Annotated in this window: 18 protein-coding genes and 1 tRNA gene; 10 read left to right on the top strand and 9 right to left on the bottom strand. The window is 42.9% G+C overall.

The features are described from left to right. On the top strand, positions 1-133 hold a 133-nt coding region (locus BLV00_RS07435), incomplete at its 5' end, for an IS3 family transposase (protein WP_143030695.1). Positions 134-286: 153 nt separating this feature from the next. Here the strand turns inward: BLV00_RS07435 and BLV00_RS07430 are convergent. From BLV00_RS07430 to BLV00_RS07385, 9 genes are all read right to left on the bottom strand, one after another. Further along, on the bottom strand, positions 287-874 hold the full coding sequence (locus tag BLV00_RS07430) for a nitroreductase family protein (RefSeq protein ID WP_093043980.1): 588 nt from the start codon (positions 872-874) through the stop codon (positions 287-289). Between the two features lie 147 nt (positions 875-1021). Beyond that, positions 1022-2308: a phosphopyruvate hydratase gene (gene eno / locus BLV00_RS07425; RefSeq protein ID WP_093043978.1), complete on the bottom strand. Its 1287-nt coding sequence runs from the start codon at positions 2306-2308 to the stop codon at positions 1022-1024. Positions 2309-2334: 26 nt separating this feature from the next. After that, positions 2335-3873: a 2,3-bisphosphoglycerate-independent phosphoglycerate mutase gene (gpmI, locus tag BLV00_RS07420; protein WP_093043976.1), complete on the bottom strand. Its 1539-nt coding sequence runs from the start codon at positions 3871-3873 to the stop codon at positions 2335-2337. Beyond that, positions 3866-4627, bottom strand: coding sequence for a triose-phosphate isomerase (gene tpiA, locus BLV00_RS07415; protein ID WP_093043973.1), 762 nt, complete (start codon positions 4625-4627; stop codon positions 3866-3868). Before tpiA ends, gpmI begins: the two co-directional genes overlap by 8 nt. 17 nt (positions 4628-4644) lie before the next feature. After that, positions 4645-5826 carry a phosphoglycerate kinase gene (locus BLV00_RS07410; RefSeq protein ID WP_093043971.1) on the bottom strand — a complete coding sequence of 394 codons (1182 nt, stop codon included), beginning with the start codon at positions 5824-5826 and terminating at the stop codon, positions 4645-4647. 181 nt (positions 5827-6007) lie between these two features. After that, the gene (gene gap / locus BLV00_RS07405) at positions 6008-7015 is read right to left on the bottom strand and encodes a type I glyceraldehyde-3-phosphate dehydrogenase (RefSeq protein WP_093043969.1); all 1008 of its coding nucleotides are present in this window, start codon (positions 7013-7015) and stop codon (positions 6008-6010) included. Between the two features lie 43 nt (positions 7016-7058). Beyond that, positions 7059-8090 carry a sugar-binding transcriptional regulator gene (locus BLV00_RS07400; protein WP_093043967.1) on the bottom strand — a complete coding sequence of 344 codons (1032 nt, stop codon included), beginning with the start codon at positions 8088-8090 and terminating at the stop codon, positions 7059-7061. A gap of 148 nt (positions 8091-8238) precedes the next feature. Next, positions 8239-8478: a glutaredoxin family protein gene (locus BLV00_RS07395; RefSeq protein ID WP_245728880.1), complete on the bottom strand. Its 240-nt coding sequence runs from the start codon at positions 8476-8478 to the stop codon at positions 8239-8241. A gap of 1358 nt (positions 8479-9836) precedes the next feature. Further along, positions 9837-9910 (bottom strand) — tRNA-Arg (locus BLV00_RS07385). A 219-nt stretch (positions 9911-10129) separates the two neighbouring features. Here BLV00_RS07385 and BLV00_RS07380 point away from each other — a divergent pair. From BLV00_RS07380 to clpP, 9 genes are all read left to right on the top strand, one after another. Continuing rightward, positions 10130-11131, top strand: coding sequence for an ABC transporter ATP-binding protein (locus BLV00_RS07380; protein ID WP_093043963.1), 1002 nt, complete (start codon positions 10130-10132; stop codon positions 11129-11131). Then, on the top strand, positions 11124-12125 hold the full coding sequence (locus BLV00_RS07375) for an ABC transporter ATP-binding protein (protein WP_093043961.1): 1002 nt from the start codon (positions 11124-11126) through the stop codon (positions 12123-12125). Before BLV00_RS07380 ends, BLV00_RS07375 begins: the two co-directional genes overlap by 8 nt. A 39-nt stretch (positions 12126-12164) precedes the next feature. Beyond that, complete coding sequence (locus BLV00_RS07370) at positions 12165-13802, top strand: ABC transporter substrate-binding protein (protein WP_342722230.1); 1638 nt, start codon at positions 12165-12167, stop codon at positions 13800-13802. Positions 13803-13943: 141 nt separating this feature from the next. Continuing rightward, the gene (locus tag BLV00_RS07365) at positions 13944-14948 is read left to right on the top strand and encodes an ABC transporter permease (RefSeq protein WP_093043959.1); all 1005 of its coding nucleotides are present in this window, start codon (positions 13944-13946) and stop codon (positions 14946-14948) included. A gap of 17 nt (positions 14949-14965) precedes the next feature. Beyond that, a complete protein-coding gene (nikC, locus tag BLV00_RS07360; RefSeq protein ID WP_093043957.1) occupies positions 14966-15862 on the top strand; it encodes a nickel transporter permease in 897 nt (298 codons plus the stop codon). 316 nt (positions 15863-16178) lie between these two features. After that, positions 16179-16769, top strand: coding sequence for a DUF6305 family protein (locus BLV00_RS07355; protein WP_093043955.1), 591 nt, complete (start codon positions 16179-16181; stop codon positions 16767-16769). A gap of 12 nt (positions 16770-16781) precedes the next feature. Further along, complete coding sequence (locus tag BLV00_RS07350) at positions 16782-18146, top strand: sensor histidine kinase (protein WP_093043953.1); 1365 nt, start codon at positions 16782-16784, stop codon at positions 18144-18146. Continuing rightward, a complete protein-coding gene (locus BLV00_RS07345) occupies positions 18143-18745 on the top strand; it encodes a response regulator (RefSeq protein WP_093043951.1) in 603 nt (200 codons plus the stop codon). The genes BLV00_RS07350 and BLV00_RS07345 overlap by 4 nt, the downstream gene beginning before the upstream one ends. A gap of 175 nt (positions 18746-18920) precedes the next feature. Next, positions 18921-19511 (top strand): ATP-dependent Clp endopeptidase proteolytic subunit ClpP, encoded by a 591-nt coding sequence (gene clpP, locus BLV00_RS07340; protein ID WP_093043949.1) that lies wholly within the window; start codon positions 18921-18923, stop codon positions 19509-19511. Positions 19512-19669: the final 158 nt, after the last annotated feature.

Below are 19669 nucleotides of genomic sequence, written 5' to 3'. Positions count from 1 at the left end.
GTTTTCCAGTGTTAATCATTTCAAACAAGAGCTTGAAACCTATATTCACTACTACAACCATACAAGAACCAAGTTCAGATTAAAGGGGAAAAGCCATGTGATCTATCGCAAGCGATTTGAACTAGCAGCTTAATAAAGTTGTGTCCAATATAAAGGGGTCATTACACTTTAGCTCGAGGAGGCTTGCCGTCTTCCCCGCGGAAAGCGAATCCTTCCCCAACGACCCTAATCTCCTCCAATATCTCGAAATCAAGTCTTCGACTTTTCGGCCCTATAATTGAATAAGTTATTTTATAGGGTTGTTCATGAATTTAAGCTTATTTGTGATTGGTGTCCGATTTTTCGGTTCAGGAATTTTGTTTGGATAACCCATTTGCAATACAGCAACTATCTTGTGTTTTTTTGGGTCAATTCCCCAGGAACTTGCAAACCCAGCATCATAAATATATGGGTTTGACGTCCATAACACCCCGACGCCATACCTCCAGGCAAGCAGCTGTACATTCTGGATAAACGCACAGACAGCAGCATAATCTTCTTCATATAACCTTAAATCTTTATCTTTTTCCATATATATCAGCGCATGATGCGGAATGGATAAGATATGTTGCTTGATGCCTTCCATCAGCTTACACTTCTTTTTTTCCTCGTATCCTTCCGCATATCCCATGCGAAGATAACTATCAATGATAAGGTCAGCAAAGGACGAAGCTGCCTCCTTTTGAATCACCTCGATCTCCCATGGCTCTATCATCCGATGTGTCGGTGCCCATGCTGCTGCAGCAAAAATTTCTTTTAAGATACCTGAATCGACCGGTTCTTGTTTAAAATCATGAATCGAACGCCTCTTCGTTACTGCTTCAAATACATCCATACAGCTCTTCCCTCCCTGTCTATCAATAAGGAGAAGGTAACTGAAATGCTCCAGATTGTCAAAAACAGAACAGTTAGGAACAAAGATTTAAGCACGTTTGAATAAAAAAAGAATGCCGACAATAAGTCGACATTCTAATCCTGCCAATTATTTATTCAAATTATAGAAAGCTTTGTCGCCAGCATAATTCGCTGTACCAAGAAGCTGGTCTTCGATACGAAGTAATTGGTTGTATTTCGCAACGCGGTCCGTACGAGATGGCGCGCCTGTTTTGATTTGTCCCGCGTTTGTCGCAACAGCAATATCAGCGATCGTCGCATCTTCTGTTTCACCGGAACGGTGAGAGATAACTGCTGTGTAGCCAGCTTTCTTCGCCATTTCAATCGCTTCGAAGGTTTCTGTCAACGTACCGATCTGGTTTACTTTGACAAGGATAGAGTTACCGATTCCTTCTTCAATACCGCGGCTGAGCTTCTTCGTGTTCGTTACGAACAAGTCATCACCGACAAGCTGGACCCGGTCACCGATACGATCGGTCAGCATCTTGAAGCCTTCCCAATCATTTTCATCAAGACCATCTTCAATCGATACGATTGGATATTTGTTGATCAGTTCTTCATACCAATCAACCATTTCTTCAGAAGTACGGACCACGCCTTCCCCTTTCAGGTTGTACTTGCCGTCTTCATAAATTTCAGATGCAGCAACGTCCATGGCAAGTTTCACTTGCTCATCCGGTTTGTAGCCAGCTGCTTCGATAGCCTCGATAATAGTGGAAAGTGCTTCTTCGTTGGATTGTAGGTTCGGAGCAAAGCCGCCTTCATCCCCTACACCAGTATTGTAGCCTTTTTCTTTCAATACCTTCTTCAAGGAATGGAAAATTTCCGCTCCCATACGCAATGCTTCACGAAAGTCTGGAGCACCTACTGGCATAACCATGAATTCCTGGATGTCGACGTTATTATCTGCGTGCTCGCCGCCATTCAGAATGTTCATCATTGGAGTAGGAAGTGTCTTCGCAGCGAATCCACCAAGGTATTTATACAATGGAAGACCGACAAAGTCAGCCGCTGCATGAGCTGCTGCCATGGAAACACCAAGAATGGCGTTAGCCCCTAGCTTTCCTTTGTTTTCTGTACCATCAAGTTCCATCATCAGCGCATCGATGACAACCTGCTGGGTAACATCCAGGCCTAACAATTCTGGCCCGATTTTTTCGTTGACGTTCTCAACTGCTTGCTGGACACCTTTACCAAGGTACCGGTCTTTGTCTCCGTCACGCAGTTCTACTGCTTCGTATTCGCCAGTAGAAGCTCCGCTCGGTACTAGAGCAGAACCGAATGCACCTGATTCTGTATAAACCTCTACTTCAATTGTGGGATTTCCGCGGGAGTCCAAGACTTCGCGTGCATAAACATCTGTAATATATGGCATTGAAAAACTCTCCTTTATCATGGAATTTATTTTTTGATTAATGATTTACCTGTCATCTCTTTTGGCTGCTCGACCTCAAGCAGTTCCAACAGTGTTGGTGATAAGTCAGCAAGAATGCCACCGTCACGAAGTTCTAAACCATCTTTCGTGACAATGACTGGTACCGGGTTAGTGGTATGAGCAGTCATTGGCTTGCCTTCTGTTGTAGTGACTTCATCCGAGTTGCCATGGTCAGCTGTAATAATGGTATGTCCACCTTTTTCATGGATTTTATCCACTACTTTACCGAGACATTCATCAACGGCTTCAATCGCTTTAATCGTAGGTTCGAGCATACCCGAATGTCCGACCATATCCGGATTGGCGAAATTTAAAATAATCGCATTGTGCTTATCTGCATCTAGTTCCTTCAGTAAAGCATCCGTAACTTCATAGGCACTCATTTCAGGCTTAAGGTCATAAGTGGCTACTTTTGGTGAGTCGATCAAAACCCGTTCTTCACCAGGAAATTCTGCTTCACGCCCGCCACTCATAAAGAAAGTGACATGCGGATATTTTTCTGTCTCTGCAATCCGTAACTGCTTCAAATCATTTTGAGCCAGTACTTCTCCGACCGTATTATCGAGGTTAACGGGTTCATAAGCAACTTTACCATCAACTGTCTCACTAAACTGTGTTAGTCCAACGAAATGCAGATTCTTCGGTGCTTTTTCGCCACGATCGAAATCACGGAAGTCTTCGTTAGCGAATGTCCGGGAAATTTGAATAGCACGGTCCGGACGGAAATTATAGAAAATCACGGAATCTTCGTCTTCAATTTTTGCTTTCGGATTCCCTTCTTCATCTACTATAACAGAAGGAATCACAAACTCATCATAAATTTCATTTGCATAGGAGTCATCGACGACTTCCAGAGCATTCTTATAGGTTGGACCTTGTCCATAAACCATAGCATCATAAGATTTTTTCACACGATCCCACCGTTTATCACGGTCCATGGAATAATAGCGTCCAGAAATGGTTGCAATTTCACCGACACCAAGCTCAGCCATTTTATCCTCTGTCTGCTGAATATATTCTTTAGCAGATTGCTGGCCAACATCACGCCCGTCAAGGAAACCGTGGACATATACTTTTTCCATCTCATGGCTCGCGGCAAGTTCTAATAAGGCAAATAGATGATCAATATGACTGTGGACACCGCCAGAAGACAGCAGTCCGAAAATGTGCAGAGCTTTATCATGCTTTTTTGCATGGTCAATGGCATTGACAAATGCCTCATTTTCGAAAAAATCGCCTTCTTTTATAGACAAGTTTACGCGTGTCAGGCTTTGATAGACGATACGTCCGGCACCGATATTCAAGTGTCCAACCTCGGAATTTCCCATCTGTCCTTCAGGCAGCCCGACCGCTTCTCCTGAAGCAGTCAGCTGGTTGTGAGGAAACTGATTCCAGTAGCGATCGAAGTTTGGTGTATTGGCCATTTTGACTGCGTTCCCTTTTTCTTCATCGCGCAGTGCGTAGCCATCTAAGATGATTAAGGCTGCCAGCTTGTTCTTACTCATGCTTACCTGCCTCCACCAATTTTAGGAATGAATCAGCCTCCATGCTAGCTCCACCGACAAGTGCTCCATCGATATCGGATTGGTTAAGAAGTTCATCTACGTTTGCCGGTTTGACACTTCCGCCATACTGGATACGGACGGCCTCTGCTGCTTCTTCTGAAGAGAATGCTCTGACCACGTTCCGAATGTGGCTGCATACTTCATTTGCATCTTCTGCAGATGAAGTTTTGCCAGTGCCAATCGCCCATATCGGTTCATATGCGATAATGACTTGTTTAACTTGTTCATCACTTAAACCATCCAGCGCATTTTTCACTTGGCTTTCTACATGATTCATCGTTTCATTGTTCTCACGCTGTTCTAATGTTTCCCCCACACAAACAATCGGTGTCAAGTCGTGCTTGAATGCAGCATGAACTTTTTTGTTTACGTCTTGATCCGTTTCACCAAAAAGCTCACGACGCTCGGAGTGGCCGAGTACGACGTAAGAGACTCCCAAGTCCTTCAGCATTACTGGACTTACTTCGCCAGTGAAAGCGCCGCTCTCTTCAAAATGCATATTTTGAGCGCCAACTTTTAAAGGGGTGCCTTCCGTTTCTTTAACTAGCGTGTGAAGAAAAGGGTATGGTGCACAAACAACGGATTCTACTTGTTCTTCGCTTGGCACTTCATTTTTGGCAGTTTGTACAAATTGCTCTGCTTCATTCAATACTTTGTTCATTTTCCAATTTCCTGCGATCACTTGTTTACGCATATGCTCACCTCTCCTTTTTACTTATCGTTCAGTAAAGATACGCCAGGCAGTTTTTTTCCTTCCATGAATTCCAGAGAAGCTCCACCGCCGGTAGAAACATGATCCATCTTCTCAGCATAGCCGAACTTTTCTACAGCTGCTGCAGAATCTCCACCGCCAATCACTGTGTAGCCTTCTGTCTCTGCAAGTGCAACCGCTACATCTTTGGTTCCATTGGCAAAGATTTCAAACTCGAAAACTCCCATAGGTCCATTCCAGATAACCAATTTGGATTCCTTTACTACCTTACTATACTTTTCCCGTGTCTTCGGTCCAATGTCAAGCGCTTCCCAGTCAGCAGGAATGCTATCAATCGCAACCTCTTTCGTGTTCGCTTCACGAGAGAAATCATCAGCTACAATAACGTCCTCCGGCATTAAAAAGTTGACATTGTTATCTTCAGCTTTTTGCATGAATTGTTTTGCCAGATCAAGTTTATCTGCTTCAAGCAGGGATTTACCGACTTCGTACCCTTTTGCTTTCAAGAAGGTGTAGGCAAGTCCGCCACCAATGATCAAGTTATCTACTTTATCAAGCAAGTTATCAATGACACCGATCTTATCTTTAACCTTCGCCCCGCCAATGATAGCTGTGAACGGTCGCTCCGGATCAGAAAGAGCCTGCCCCAGAACATTCAACTCTTTTTCCATCAGGAAGCCTGCTACTGCCGGTAAGTGTTTAGCTACCCCAGCTGTAGATGCATGGGCACGGTGTGCTGCACCGAAAGCGTCGTTGACATAGACATCTGCCATAGCTGCGAACTCTTTAGCCAATGCTTCGTCATTCTCTTCTTCTCCAGCTTCGAAGCGGACGTTTTCAATCAATAATACATCGCCGTCTTTCATATCTTTGATGGCACGATTGACTTCGTCCCCGAATACTTCATCTGTTTTAGTTACTGTACGGCCGAGTAGATCGCTCAGACGTTTAGCAACCGGATCCAAACGAAGTTCATCATGAGCCTCTCCCTTTGGACGGCCAAGATGACTGGCAAGAATGACTTTTGCTCCATCTTGAACTAAATGCAAAATTGTCGGCAATGCAGCCTTGATTCGAGTGTCATCGGTAACTTCTCCATTGCTCATCGGCACATTGAAGTCAACTCGGCAAAACACTTTCTTTCCTTGCACCTTGATATCACGAATTGTTTTCTTATTCACAGGGGTGGACCTCCTTTAAATAGTAGAAAAAACATGGGTTGTCACCACATCCTTATGGCGAAAACCTTCGTATTTCTTATACTTTAATCCTTAAAAAAATCACCATGAAAAGTGATAAAGGAGGAGGATTATGGACCTCCCCCTTTCACTTTACATCATATTCTTCGACTCTAATCCAGAATTAAAGTCCTTTTTCTTTAAGAAATGCAGCCAGATCGACACAACGGTTGGAATAACCATATTCATTATCATACCAGGAAACTACTTTAACCATGTTATCTTCAATTGTCATCGTTGAGATCGCATCGATGATAGAGGAGTTAGTGTTTCCATTATAGTCGCTGGAAACCAATGGTTCTTCACTGTATCCAAGAATGCCTTTCAAATCGCCTTCTGCAGCTTCTTTCAATGCTGCATTGACTTCTTCAGCTGTTACGTTGCTGTCAAGCTCCGCAACTAAGTCGACAATGGAAACGTTTGGTGTTGGAACACGCATAGCCATGCCGTTCAACTTACCATCCAACTCAGGAAGTACTTTTGCAACAGCTTTTGCAGCACCAGTTGTAGTTGGGATGATATTTTGTGCAGCAGCACGGGCACGACGATAATCCTTATGTGGCAGGTCAAGGATTTGTTGGTCATTCGTGTAAGAGTGTACGGTAGTCATCATACCACGCTTCAAGCCGAACTTGTCATTAAGCACTTTAGCGTAAGGTGCCAGACAGTTAGTTGTACAAGATGCATTAGAGATAACGTGGTGGCTGTCCGGATCATACTCAGATTCGTTTACACCCATAACTACTGTAAGGTCTTCTTCCTTAGCAGGTGCAGAAATAACTACTTTTTTAGCGCCTGCGTCCAGATGTTTTTTAGCATCGGCACGGTTTGTGAAGCGTCCAGTAGATTCGATGACAACTTCTACACCAAGGTCGCCCCAGCCAAGTTGTGCTGGATCTTTTTCAGATAGTACTGTAATTTCTTTACTGCCGACTACAAGGTTAGTTCCGTTTACAGTTACTTTCTCATCCAATTCACCATGAACAGTGTCATATTGTAGCAAGTGTGCTAGCATTTCTGCATCTGTCAAGTCGTTTACTGCTACCACTTCTACATCATTATTTTTTAAAGCGGCACGGAAGACATTACGTCCAATACGTCCAAAGCCGTTAATACCTACTTTTACTGTCATTATAAAATTCCTCCTTGATATTGGTTGTTTATTGAAAATCTATTTAAAGGGAAGTTTCTTCCCTTAAAAGCTTTTGAGCTGCACCTTCATCAGTGATAAGCACATTGCTCTTTCCAGGTTTGAAATAGGAAGCAATCGCCCGCGCTTTTGATTCTCCTCCCGCAACAGCAATTACCTGCTGGGAATCTGTTAGGTCCTCCAGCTGCAGTCCGACCGTCCGAGCTTTATGGACAATTTCACCTTGCTGATTAAAATAATATCCAAAGGCTTCCCCAACCCCATGACCCTGCTTGATTTTTTCTACTTGCTCTGGTGGAGTCCTTCTTCTTTCTGCCATAGTCAGGGCATTTCCAATCCCGTGGATAACGGTGTCAGAATTCTTGATCAGGTCAAGAATTTCTTTAATAGACGGCTCGGATGTTATCGAGTGATAGGTATCTTCACTCAATGGGTCAGGGACATACAAGAGGCGGTAATCACCCTTTGCTTTACGGGCCATCTCCACACAAATCGTGTTGGCCTGATTTTCGACCCTTTCCCCTAAGCCGCCTCGCGCTGGAACGAACAAACAATCAGGTGCTCCAGTGAGTGGAGTCATCATCTCGGCAACCGCCGCCATCGTAGTACCGCCGGTTATCGCAATCGTGTTGTTCGATTCGAGGATACCTTTTAAGTAGTGGACACAGGCTCTGCCCATTTCCTGCTTCACCCAAGGCAGTTCATCACTGTCACCGGGCACGACCACAACATGGTCTAAATTTAATTTTTCCCTTAACTTCTTTTCTAAAACCCTGATTCCTGAAACCTCTTTGATGAAATCAGCCAGCTGCTCCAAAACCATTTTGCCATCATTAGTAATATGCATCCCTTTTAAGGTAATGGCTATAAAGCCTTCTTGATTAAGAAAGTCGACCTCACTACGGATCGTCCGTTCCGCCAGCTCCATATTTTCTGCCAAACTTCTTCGTCCGACTGGTTCCATCAGCTGGATATAATGCAGGATTTGATACCTTCGCTGCATAATATCAAGTAAATCAGGGAAAAGTTTCTTTTGTAAATCAATTAAAGCTCTCATGGAAAAGCCCCTTCGAATATAAAAATTCCACCTTCCGGGATATTTTTGTCCCGACTAGTCAGATTTCGTCCCACGCAGAGCAAAAAAATATTTTCTACATGATTAAATATAACAGTACCCAAATCGTGCCGCAAGTGAAAAAGACCAGCTATTTTTCTTGTAAACGCTCTCTTAGCGAAAAAATATCAATTTGTTCACAATTCAATTCTTCATTATCAATTTTAACGACAGGTATTTCAAATTGATACCTTTCCAGCAATGCATCATCTCTATAGATATCTTTCTCTAAAACTGTAAAATTATAATCTTTTTTCAACATTTCTAATAATTCTTTTGCATCATCACAAAGACAACAGTTTTCTTTTGAGTATAATATGATTTCTTTCAATAGCAGCCACCCTCTTCTCACGTAAGTTTTTGAACTTACCTTTATAATGTACCACTTATCATTATACATAAAACTCCATTTGATTTTATTGCGCAATAGCAAATTATCATGCTCCCGGCCCTGCCATTCAGGTCAACAGAAACAAAATAAAAAGGACGCTATGAGGCGCGTCCTTTTTGATCATATAAACCCAATTCAATTTTAGTATTTTTTGATTCCAGGAAGTTCAACAGTTCTTTTGCCCGCTTATCAGGGCTTCTTTTCAGTGAGGCGTAATTAAAAGATAATTTAAGTTGGGAAGCCATATCAAAAATATGGATACGCCGATCTTCAGATATCTGTTCCGTATACAAAATTTTGTAACGAAGTAATTTCGTTTTCAACACCCCATTTTGCGCGACTGGTTATCAGTCATCATGATTTATCTTCTACTTATCATAACATGGTTTCAACTCTATAAAAACATCTGTTCGTTGACGATTGTTTTACAACATCCGTAATATTTCTAATAGATCTGTTAAATTTCAGTGTTAGTTTTACACTTAAGCTCCCTTTAGTTGAAGACTCAGTTTCGAGAGAAACTGTTTCCGTTATGGTGGTGAGTGTTTGGAGGTCCGGGAAATCACTCGCTTTCCATGAGCATGTGGTGAGCTTCCTCAGGCTTCGCCTTCCGGGATCTCACCGCTCATGTTCATCCCATAGGACTTTGAAAAAACATCTTGAATAAACACCGCACGAAGGAAGTGCGTAGCATTTTCGAGGAGTCTCGCAATTTCCCGGACCTCCTTGCGTTGGTAAGGCAAACGGAAACATCTTTATGCAGTCCTCCAACATAAGAAGAGCTACTCATAAAAACATAAAAACGTGCTTATTACGTGCATCATAGTTCCATATGATTTGTGGAAGGCATCTTCATCTATGGCAGGGGTTCGTTTCTCTCATCCTTCGGATAGGGTGGTTGGGAAACTGCGAGACTCCCGTGGGAGAAGGAGCTAGGCAAGACCCCGGAAGACGAAGTCTGAGGAGGCTTGCCAGTTCCCCACAGGAAAGAAATGAATGCGTAATCGCCTTGGAAGATACGACATGCATAAGCAGAACAGCAAAAGGGAAGGGCTCTTTCTTCCCGTTGATGGACTGCTTATGTCGCGAGTGTCTAGGCGATGAAGCTGGAAAGCGAGTAGTTTCCAAGCCACCCCTGACTCTTTTTTGGTAAAGAACCCCATTTACCTTGAAACTGAGTCTTCCATTATACTGTCCTATAGTTGAATAAGCCTATTATGAAAAATCAACAACAGCCTAAAAGAGTTTTTCCAATAAAAAAAGCATCTGGTCATAAAACCAGATGCTTTTTAATATAGCGCGCCCGAGAGGATTCGAACCTCCGACACATAGAACCGGAATCTATAGCTCTATCCAGCTGAGCTACGGGCGCAAAATGACATGCATTGATTATTATAAGCACATCTGAGCAAAAACGCAAGAATTAATTCTACCTTTCACTCTGTTTCTTTCCGAATTATTGAAGGTATTGAATTAATTTTATTTCTCTCACTATTTTTGAGAAAAAAGAGATTTAATTCGTAATTTTCAGAATTTATGTATAATAAAAAGCACATCAAATTAAGAAGTTCTTGTCACAAGGAGGATCACTATGGCTGATCATCTTCCTATTTTGGAAGTAAAAGATTTACATACTCATTTTTTTACGAAAGCTGGTACCGTCAAAGCTGTAGATGGCGTTAGTTTTTCGGTCAAACCAGGAGAAACATTAGGAATAGTCGGGGAGTCCGGCTCCGGTAAAAGTATCACCGCCATGTCGGTAATGAAATTGGTTCCATCCCCCCCAGGGAAAATCGTCTCCGGGGATATCCGTTTTAATGGAGAAAGCTTATTACTCAAGAAAGAAAAAGAGATGAGAAAAATCCGTGGAAAAGACATTTCGATGATATTCCAGGATCCAATGACTTCTCTGAACCCCGTTTTCTCTGTGGAGAAACAGATGATGGAAACGATTCTTACGCATGAAAATATGAATAAACAACAAGCACGCAACCGTGCCATTGAATTGCTCGACCTAGTTGGTATCCCTGATGCTGCCAAGCGTTTAAAAAACTATCCGCATGAATTCAGCGGGGGGATGCGGCAGCGTGTCATGATTGCAATGGCGCTAGCCTGTAATCCTAAAGTGCTGATAGCGGATGAACCCACTACTGCACTCGATGTAACCATCCAGGCGCAAATACTCGATTTATTGAAGAAACTGCAGCAAGAACTAGGAATGGCGATCATCATGATCACCCATGATCTTGGTGTGGTAGCAGAAGTTTGCGACCGTGTAATGGTCATGTATGCTGGTAAACCGGTAGAATTTTCAAGTGTTAAGGAACTCTTTGACCACCCAAAACACCCTTATACATGGGGATTATTGTCATCGATTCCTCAAATTCACAATCGCAAAGAAAGATTGGAAGCGATCAAAGGTCTTCCACCTGATTTACGGGACTTAGCGAAAGGCTGCAGTTTCGCTCCTCGGTGCACGCATGTCAAAGAAGAATGCCTGACAAAGGATCCTGCACTATTGGAAGACGAAACAGACCACTTTGTCCGCTGCCTATTGTATGAACAGGAAGAGAAGGTGATCATCCATGAGTGAACTATTACGCGTCCAAAATTTAAAAAAACATTTCCCTATCTATAAAGGAGCAGTTTTCCCGAAAAAGACAGGGGCTGTACAGGCAGTCGATGGCATCTCTCTTACGGTCAATAAAGGGGAAACACTGGGATTGGTCGGAGAAAGCGGATGTGGAAAGTCTACTGCCGGGAGAACCATACTAAAATTGCTCGATCCGACGGAAGGGCAGATCATTTATAAGGGGCAGGACATTACCAATGTCAAAGGTGAGGAGCTACGGAAGCTAAGAAAAGAAATGCAATTGATTTTCCAAGACCCCTACGCTTCCTTAAATCCCCGTAAAACCATCGAGCAGACAGTGACAGAACCGATGAAAATATTCGGCATGTCAAAAGAAAAACGACAGCAAAAACTGGATCGCCTGTTAGAAGTAGTCGGACTCGATACTTATCATAAATACCGTTACCCTCATGAATTCAGCGGAGGTCAACGCCAGCGTATCGGGATTGCCAGAGCATTGGCATTGGATCCAGAATTGATAATTTGCGATGAACCAGTCTCGGCACTGGATGTTTCCATCCAAGCCCAGGTCATCAATCTGATGGAAGATCTGCAGAAGGAATTCAACCTTACTTATATTTTCATCGCACATGATTTGAGTGTTGTCCATCATATCAGTGACCGTGTAGCAGTCATGTACCTTGGTGAAATTGTTGAAATCGGGGAAGTCGAGGAACTCTACGGAGATCCGAAACACCCTTATACAAAAGCTTTACTGTCGTCCATTCCCGAGGCCCGTCCTGTAGAAAAACGTGAACGGATCATGCTTCAAGGAGACCTTCCCTCTCCTTCCAATCCACCTCAGGGCTGTAAGTTCCACACGAGGTGTCCATGGGCAGAAGATATCTGCAAACAGAAAAAGCCGGTCTTAAAACAAGTTCCCGGTGCAGAACATCAAGTTGCCTGTCATCTCGTGAAGGAGGTGGTAGAAGAAACAGAACCGACACCTGTCTAATACTTACTTTTATTAAATTCCAATAAGGGGGAACTAATTGTGAAGAAAAAAGTACTTTGGATGTTACTTACACTGTTTGCACTGATGGTGCTGGTAGTCGCCGGATGCAGCAGTAACGATGAAGCTAATTCAGAAGGTGATTCTGACAACCAGGATACTACTGATTCAGCTGAGGAAGGCAGCGGCGGAAGCGATACATTCGTGTTTGGTCGTGGAGCAGATTCTGAACAACTGGATCCTTCCAAGGTTACAGATGGTGAGTCCATTTATGTCACCAATCAGATTTATGACACACTTGTCCGCTATGAACAGGAAGGGACAGAAGTCAAACCCGCTTTGGCTTCCGAATGGAAAACAAGTGAAGACGGCTTGAAATGGACATTCCAACTACGTGATGATGTGAAATTCCACGATGGAACCGACTTCACTGCTGAAGATGTCGTATTCAACTTTGAACGATGGACAGAAGGAGCAGAGTATGTCTATTACGGTTACATGTTTGGCGCATCTGAAGAAGACCCAGGCGGAATCATCGAAAAGGTAGAGGCTACAGGGGACTATGAAGTCACTTTCACCCTTTCTGAGCCAAATGCACCATTTTTGAACACACTTGCGATGCCTCCTTTCGGTATTGCCAGCCCGGATGCAATTAAAGAGCATGGAGAAGATTACTTCAAAAACCCAGTAGGTACTGGTCCATTCGTATTTGAGGAATGGAAGCAGGATGACAGCATTACGTTGTCTAAAAACGAAGATTACTTTGGCGATGCAGCAAAAGTAGATACAGTCATTTTCCGTGTTATTCCTGATAATGGCGCTCGCTTCATGGAACTTCAAGCTGGTTCTATCGATGCAATGAACGGGATGAATCCACAGGATATCCAACAGGCAGAAGATGATGATGCCCTTCAAATCATCCGTCGCCCATCCATGAATGTTTCCTACATGGCAATGAACACAGATAAAGAAGGTCCATTGAAGGACAAGAAGGTCCGTCAGGCGATCAACCTGGCAATTGATAAAGAAAAATTACTGTCATTATTTGAAGGTATCGGGAAGCCAGCTAAGAACCCAATGCCACCATCCCTTTGGGGATATAACGATGACATCGAAGACTATGGCTACGATGTCGAAAAAGCAAAATCATTACTTGCTGAAGCAGGATATGGCGATGGCATGAGTTTGACACTTTATACCATGTCTAACCCACGCCCTTACTTGCCGCAGCCGAAATTTGCTGCGCAGGCTATCCAGGAAATGCTTAAAGAAGTAAATGTCGTAGTAGAAATCGTTGAAAACGAGTGGGATTCTCATCTAAGTGCGACCGAAAATGGCGACCATGATATGGCGTTCCTTGGCTGGACTGGTGACAATGGTGACCCTGATAACTTCCTGTATGTCCTTTTGGATAAGGATAATGCAAAGAAAGGTTCTGCAGGAAACATCGCCTTTTATAAAAACGATGAACTGCACGATATCCTGAAAAAAGCTCAAACTGAGCTCGATCAGGATAAACGTACCAGCCTTTATAAAGAAGCACAGGAAATCATCCATGAAGATGCACCTTGGTTCCCAATCGCTCATACAACACCACCGCTTGCTGTTAAGAAAGAGGTCAAGAATTATATCCCTCACCCTACAGGAAGTGAACCATTCAATTATTTAGAATTGAACTAATTGAGGTTAATAGAAGGGAACCCCCCTTCCCCCTCCCTTATGATCAGGCAAAGAAAAAGGCTGTAAGAGCACAAAGGGATAGAGTCCTGCCAATCAGGATTCTTCCCTTTGCACAGCTTTTTAAATTTGGAGGAATGCAGCATGCTCAATTATATTATCAGACGTCTTGTATCATTGGTACCTGTCGTCATCGGCGTATCGATACTTTCTTTTTCACTCATGCACCTGGTTCCAGGAGATCCTGCCAGAAGTATTCTTGGGGAAAAAGCTACGGAAACCCAGCTGGAAATGCTGCGGGAAGAATTGAATTTAAATGATCCTCTTGTCGTCCAATACGGTAATTTTATGGGAAAAATTGCCACTGGAGACCTTGGTGAATCTATTAAATCCAAAGAATCGGTTGCATCCGAAATCGGCGGCCGTTTACCAGCAACTATCGAATTGACACTGTTCGCTATGACAGTTGCTGTCGTAGTCGGAGTGCTTGCTGGAGTCATTGCTGCCGTAAAACAATACTCGTGGTTTGACAACCTCAGTATGAGTGGAGCATTGTTCGGTGTTTCGATGCCGATATTTTGGCTGGGCTTGATGATGATTTGGCTATTTTCTGTGGAGTTGAATTGGTTGCCGCCATCCGGAAGGCTATCCAATGATATTGAGTTGACAACCATTACCAATCTATATTTGGTAGACAGCATCCTGACCTTGAATGGAGAAGCATTCGTCGATGCACTACGTCATCTATTGATGCCAGGAATAGCGCTTGCCACTATCCCGATGGCCATCATCGCTCGTATGACCCGTTCAAGCATGTTAGAAGTCATGAAGCAGGATTACATACGGACCGCCAACGCAAAAGGGTTAGCCGGCCGATTGGTCGTCTTTCAACACGCATTAAAAAACGCTTCCCTTCCGGTTCTCACTGTCATTGGATTGCAGTTTGGATTCCTCTTAGGAGGCGCTGTCTTGACGGAAACGATTTTCTCCTGGCCGGGAGTAGGCCGTTATGTCGTTGATGCCATCCTCAGCCGGGATTACCCTGTCGTACAAAGCACCATATTGATTATCGCTGTCATTTTCGTGTTGGTGAATTTGATCACCGATATCCTTTATACGTTATTCGACCCTAGAATCAAACTGGATTAGGAAAGGATGTGGAAACCTTGGCTGCAGAAGCAAAAGCGGATCAGATAGATCCAGCATTGAAGAAAAAAAAGAACTCGAGCCTTTGGCTTGATTCCTTATCCAGGGTAATCAAAAGCAAAACGTCATTCATCGGATTGATTATCATATCATTATTGATCATTATCGCGGCGTTCGCACCGCAAATCGCCACCCACTCCCCTACGGATCAAAGCATTATCGATCGCTATCAGGCTCCTTCAGCGGAGCATTGGTTAGGAACAGATGAACTTGGCCGGGATATATTTTCGCGAATCGTGCACGGTTCACGGATTACCATACAGATCGGTGTAATCACCGTGGGAATCTCGATGATTGTCGGGGTATTTCTTGGAGCGGTGGCAGGTTTCTTTGGACGGTGGGTCGATCAGATTATCATGCGCATAATTGACATTATGATGGCTTTCCCTAGTATTCTATTAGCGATTGCCTTGGTTGCCGTCTTAGGAAAAAGCTTGACCAATGCCATGATTGCCGTCGGCATAGTCGGTGTACCCCACTTTGCCAGAATTGTGCGGTCGACTGTGCTATCTGTAAAAGAAACGGAGTATATTGAAGCCTCCCGGGTGATCGGAGCTAAAAATGGCAGGATTTTATTTTCCCATGTATTACCGAATTGCCTGGCACCGATTATCGTGCAGGCTACCCTGACGATAGGTACAGCTATCCTGGATGCGGCAGGTTTAAGTTTCCTAGGTTTGGGAGCACAGCCGCCGCTTCCAGAATGGGGTGCCATGCTAAGTGATGGACGATCGGCTCTCCAAACTGCCCCATGGGTGGTCATGTTCCCGGGTTTCGCCATTCTACTGGTAGTGCTCGGATTCAACTTATTGGGTGATGGTCTTCGCGATGCGCTCGACCCACGCTTGAAGCAATAAGCTACGAGTTCAAAACTGTAGATAAGTACAAGGAATGTTGCATATAATAACCGGTTCCGATATCAGGTAGAAACAATTAAACCAGCTTACGAAACGAGTATACAGCCAACACGGTTTTATACTCGTTTTTTGCTGTTCACTTCATCCGTTCTCTTTTCAAATTTACCACGTAACATCCCCTTTTTTAGCGTAGCTTATCAAATGTACCTTTCATTATTCAGAATATTTAAGTAAAATAGTACTAAAAGCAATTGGGACTAGTGGCCTTTTTGTAAACAGGTGTGAGAATTTATAAAGCATGCAGGAGGAAATGCCTTTGAAAAAATACACAGTGCCCATTTTATGTTTCATCATCAGTTTGGCAGTTATCGGTCAGCATTCCTATCAAGCCTCCGGGCAATCGATGTATATGTATCCGAACCTGCCTGCGCCAATTGGAAAAGAGCCAATTCTAATTACGTCAGCAGGTCAGACCGTTGAAGGCGGCATCGTTCATAAACTTTCCCAACAGCTCCATTTGGAAGCTGAATACCGTCCGAGAGCATTAGCCACAGATTTATATGAATATCAAACATTAGTGATTGTAACCGGCTATAGCTACAATGGATTATTACATAAGAAAAGAAAATTCAATCAAGAGCAGGAACGTATCAAAAAATTAATGGACGAAGCGGAAGCAGAAAGTATTCCAGTTATAATTTTCGATCTCGATCTCCAATACCGGGATTACGAGGAAACCTGGTCTATATTGGAACATACCATCCCGTATGCTGATTATTTCATCGGTAAACGACACGATGAATCGCCGGAAAAATTGTTGGAAATGATCCACGAACATAAAGTTAAATCTACTTTCGTCAATGAAATCGAAGATATGAAAACACCATTTAATTCGGTGTTCAGATAGGGGGACTACAGCATGAATCAGCCAACTCATCCATTCTGGGGAACCCTTGGAATCGTACTTGTTTTCTATGGCATGCTGATCCCTGCATTGACGATGGATTGGTCTATGTTTATCTATGAAGAGATCGAACATAGTCTTTATGAAGAAGACAGTGGAAAGTTATTGGTGACCGCTTTTGCTTATATTTCGCGTAATGTCATTATGTTTACCATGATCTTTTTCGGCACTTTGTGCCTGACTAGATTCCTGGGAGTAAGGATTACCACGGTACGTTTTCAAGTGATATTTACCGCTCTTTCCTTAACAGCTGTTTTTGTATTAAATATATTATATACAGAGTATTATGCTTACCTGCCACATATCCTTACAATCGGCGTACTTTTATTTTTCAGCAACTATCTTCCAAAACAACGATACTTCGCCTGGACGTTTTTGATATTGTTGATTTTGACAACCATTTCCGTTCAATGGCTTAACTTGATTCCCGCTTTGAGCACGTATGGTTTTGGGACAAATGACCTTGCTGTTAGTTTGAAAACTGTTGATGAATTTTTGACAGATCATAATTTATTTAGAACCATCACTTTGGTGTTTTTTCTAATATTTTTTATTATCGCTGTCATTTTTACTACCTTGATTCACCTGTTCAATAAGCAAATCACTACTTTAAAGCTATACCAGGCGCAAGGGAAGGAACTGCAAAGAACAAGGAATGACTTAATCGAATCAAAAGTCTACCAGGAAATGCACACGCTGGTCCATGATTTGAAAACCCCCCTGGTGGCCATCGAAGGATTATTATCTTTAATGGAAATGAAAGTAAAAGCGGATGACCATAAATCGAAGAGTTATTTCACCAGGATCAATCAATCAGTGGTTAAGATGAAGGAAATGATTTCAGATATACTTTACGAGGATATCCGCAAACATATAACTGCCGAGGAATTACTTGATTATGTCATGAGCCACTTGAATACAGATGACCTGCCCATCGATTTTGAAATCCATATTTCAGAGGATGTCCCTCCTCTTTATGTCAATAAAATCCGTTTCTCCAGAGCTATTTCCAATGTGTTGGAGAACTCGATGATTTATTTGCATGAACGAGGAGGGAAAATCACCGTTGAAATTTACAAGGACAACGATAACTCTTGCATAAGGATTGAAGATAATGGACCGGGAATTGAACGTGCCAACCTTGTTCATATATGGCAGGAAGGATTTAGTACGAAAAATTCCTCCGGCATCGGGCTGCCTTTTGTGAAACGGGTAGTAGAGAGCCACTCTGGAACCATTAAAGTCTCCAGTGAACCAGGCTCACACACTATCACTACGATTACACTGCCTCAGAACACCAGAAAGGAAGCGATAGGATGATATTAATCATCGATGATAACGAAGATATACGTTTTACTTTGAAAGAAATTTGTGAATTCTGTGAGTGGCCCTCTATCGAAGCTTCCAATGGTAAAGAAGGGATCGCATTATTTCGTAAGCTGGACCCGGACTTGGTACTGGTCGATTTTCACATGCCTGAATGGGATGGGTTAAAAACTGTAAAGGCAATCAGAAACGAGAATAAACACATCCCGATCATAGTCTTGACGGTTGATGACCGCCAGGACATAGCTAACTCTTTCCTGGAAGCTGGCGCTACAGACTTTGCTATGAAGCCGATAAAAGCACCTGATTTGATTTCACGGATAAAATTAAATATGAAGTTTGCTAAACTCTCCAATACAGATCAAGATATTTATGTAGATAAAGGCATAAACAAAGAGACACGCAAGTCCATCAAACATTTTCTTTATAACCAAAAGCAGCCTGTCACTATCAATGATATCCAGGCACAGCTTCCGATTGCTTATCAAACGGTGCACCGCTATCTCCATCATATGGTAGAAAAAGGCGAAATTGAAGTCGTTTCCGATTACGGCAGCCGCGGCAGGCCTAAAAATAAATACCAACTGCTGTAAACAGGCTGGAAAAATCCATAGAAGATAGGTTTATTCTTCCTGTTTTAGGGAAACATGGTAGAAGGAATTTTGCCTGATAAAGTCGAAGTATTTTGTTTGACCTTTATTGACCTTGGATGTATGATAAAACTATCACATCATCCAATGATAATAAGTGATGAAGGAGGAATTTACATTGAATCTAGTCCCTACAGTAATTGAACAAACAAACCGCGGAGAACGTGCATACGATATTTATTCTCGCTTGTTGAAAGACCGTATCATTATGCTTGGAAGCGGGATCGATGATAATGTTTCTAATTCGATCGTATCTCAGCTTCTATTCCTGGCAGCTGATGACCCAGACAAAGATATATCTCTTTATATCAACTCACCTGGCGGCTCCATTACAGCTGGCATGGCAATTTATGATACGATGCAATTCATCAAGCCAAATGTATCTACCATTTGTATCGGTATGGCAGCATCTATGGGTGCATTCCTTTTGGCAGCCGGTGAAAAAGGAAAACGTTATGCACTTCCTAACAGTGAAGTGATGATTCACCAGCCATTGGGTGGTACACAAGGACAGGCGGCCGATATCGAGATCCATGCTCGTCGTATCCTGGAAATGCGCGAGAAGTTGAATAAGATTCTTTCTGAGCGTACTGGACAGCCAATGGAGGTCATCGAGCGCGATACAGACCGTGATAACTTCATGCCGGCACACAAAGCAAAAGAATATGGCTTGATTGACAAAGTAATGGAAAAGAAACCTACTGAATAAAAGCATCACCTGCCCTGATTCAATTGGATCAGGGTTTTTCATTATTACTCAAAAAAATAAGCCAGGAACACTGTGAGGTCCCTGGCTATTTTAACTTGTCTAAATATGCTACTCATTATCCCTAATATACTGATTGTTCATTTTTTCACATAGAAAGG

This window comes from Thalassobacillus cyri (assembly GCF_900107755.1).
GTDB classification, from domain to species: domain Bacteria; phylum Bacillota; class Bacilli; order Bacillales; family Halobacillaceae; genus Thalassobacillus; species Thalassobacillus cyri.
This window is presented reverse-complemented; position numbering and strand designations above follow the sequence as displayed.

Coding starts and splice junctions, on each gene's coding strand:
- gpmI (WP_093043976.1), bottom strand. CDS start 3,873: ATGAGTAAGAACAAGCTGGCAGCCTTAATCATCTTAGATGGCTACGCA.
- BLV00_RS07430 (WP_093043980.1), bottom strand. CDS start 874: ATGGATGTATTTGAAGCAGTAACGAAGAGGCGTTCGATTCATGATTTT.
- BLV00_RS07400 (WP_093043967.1), bottom strand. CDS start 8,090: ATGAGAGCTTTAATTGATTTACAAAAGAAACTTTTCCCTGATTTACTT.
- BLV00_RS07375 (WP_093043961.1), top strand. CDS start 11,124: ATGAGTGAACTATTACGCGTCCAAAATTTAAAAAAACATTTCCCTATC.
- BLV00_RS07380 (WP_093043963.1), top strand. CDS start 10,130: ATGGCTGATCATCTTCCTATTTTGGAAGTAAAAGATTTACATACTCAT.
- BLV00_RS07365 (WP_093043959.1), top strand. CDS start 13,944: ATGCTCAATTATATTATCAGACGTCTTGTATCATTGGTACCTGTCGTC.
- eno (WP_093043978.1), bottom strand. CDS start 2,308: ATGCCATATATTACAGATGTTTATGCACGCGAAGTCTTGGACTCCCGC.
- tpiA (WP_093043973.1), bottom strand. CDS start 4,627: ATGCGTAAACAAGTGATCGCAGGAAATTGGAAAATGAACAAAGTATTG.
- gap (WP_093043969.1), bottom strand. CDS start 7,015: ATGACAGTAAAAGTAGGTATTAACGGCTTTGGACGTATTGGACGTAAT.
- BLV00_RS07350 (WP_093043953.1), top strand. CDS start 16,782: ATGAATCAGCCAACTCATCCATTCTGGGGAACCCTTGGAATCGTACTT.
- BLV00_RS07345 (WP_093043951.1), top strand. CDS start 18,143: ATGATATTAATCATCGATGATAACGAAGATATACGTTTTACTTTGAAA.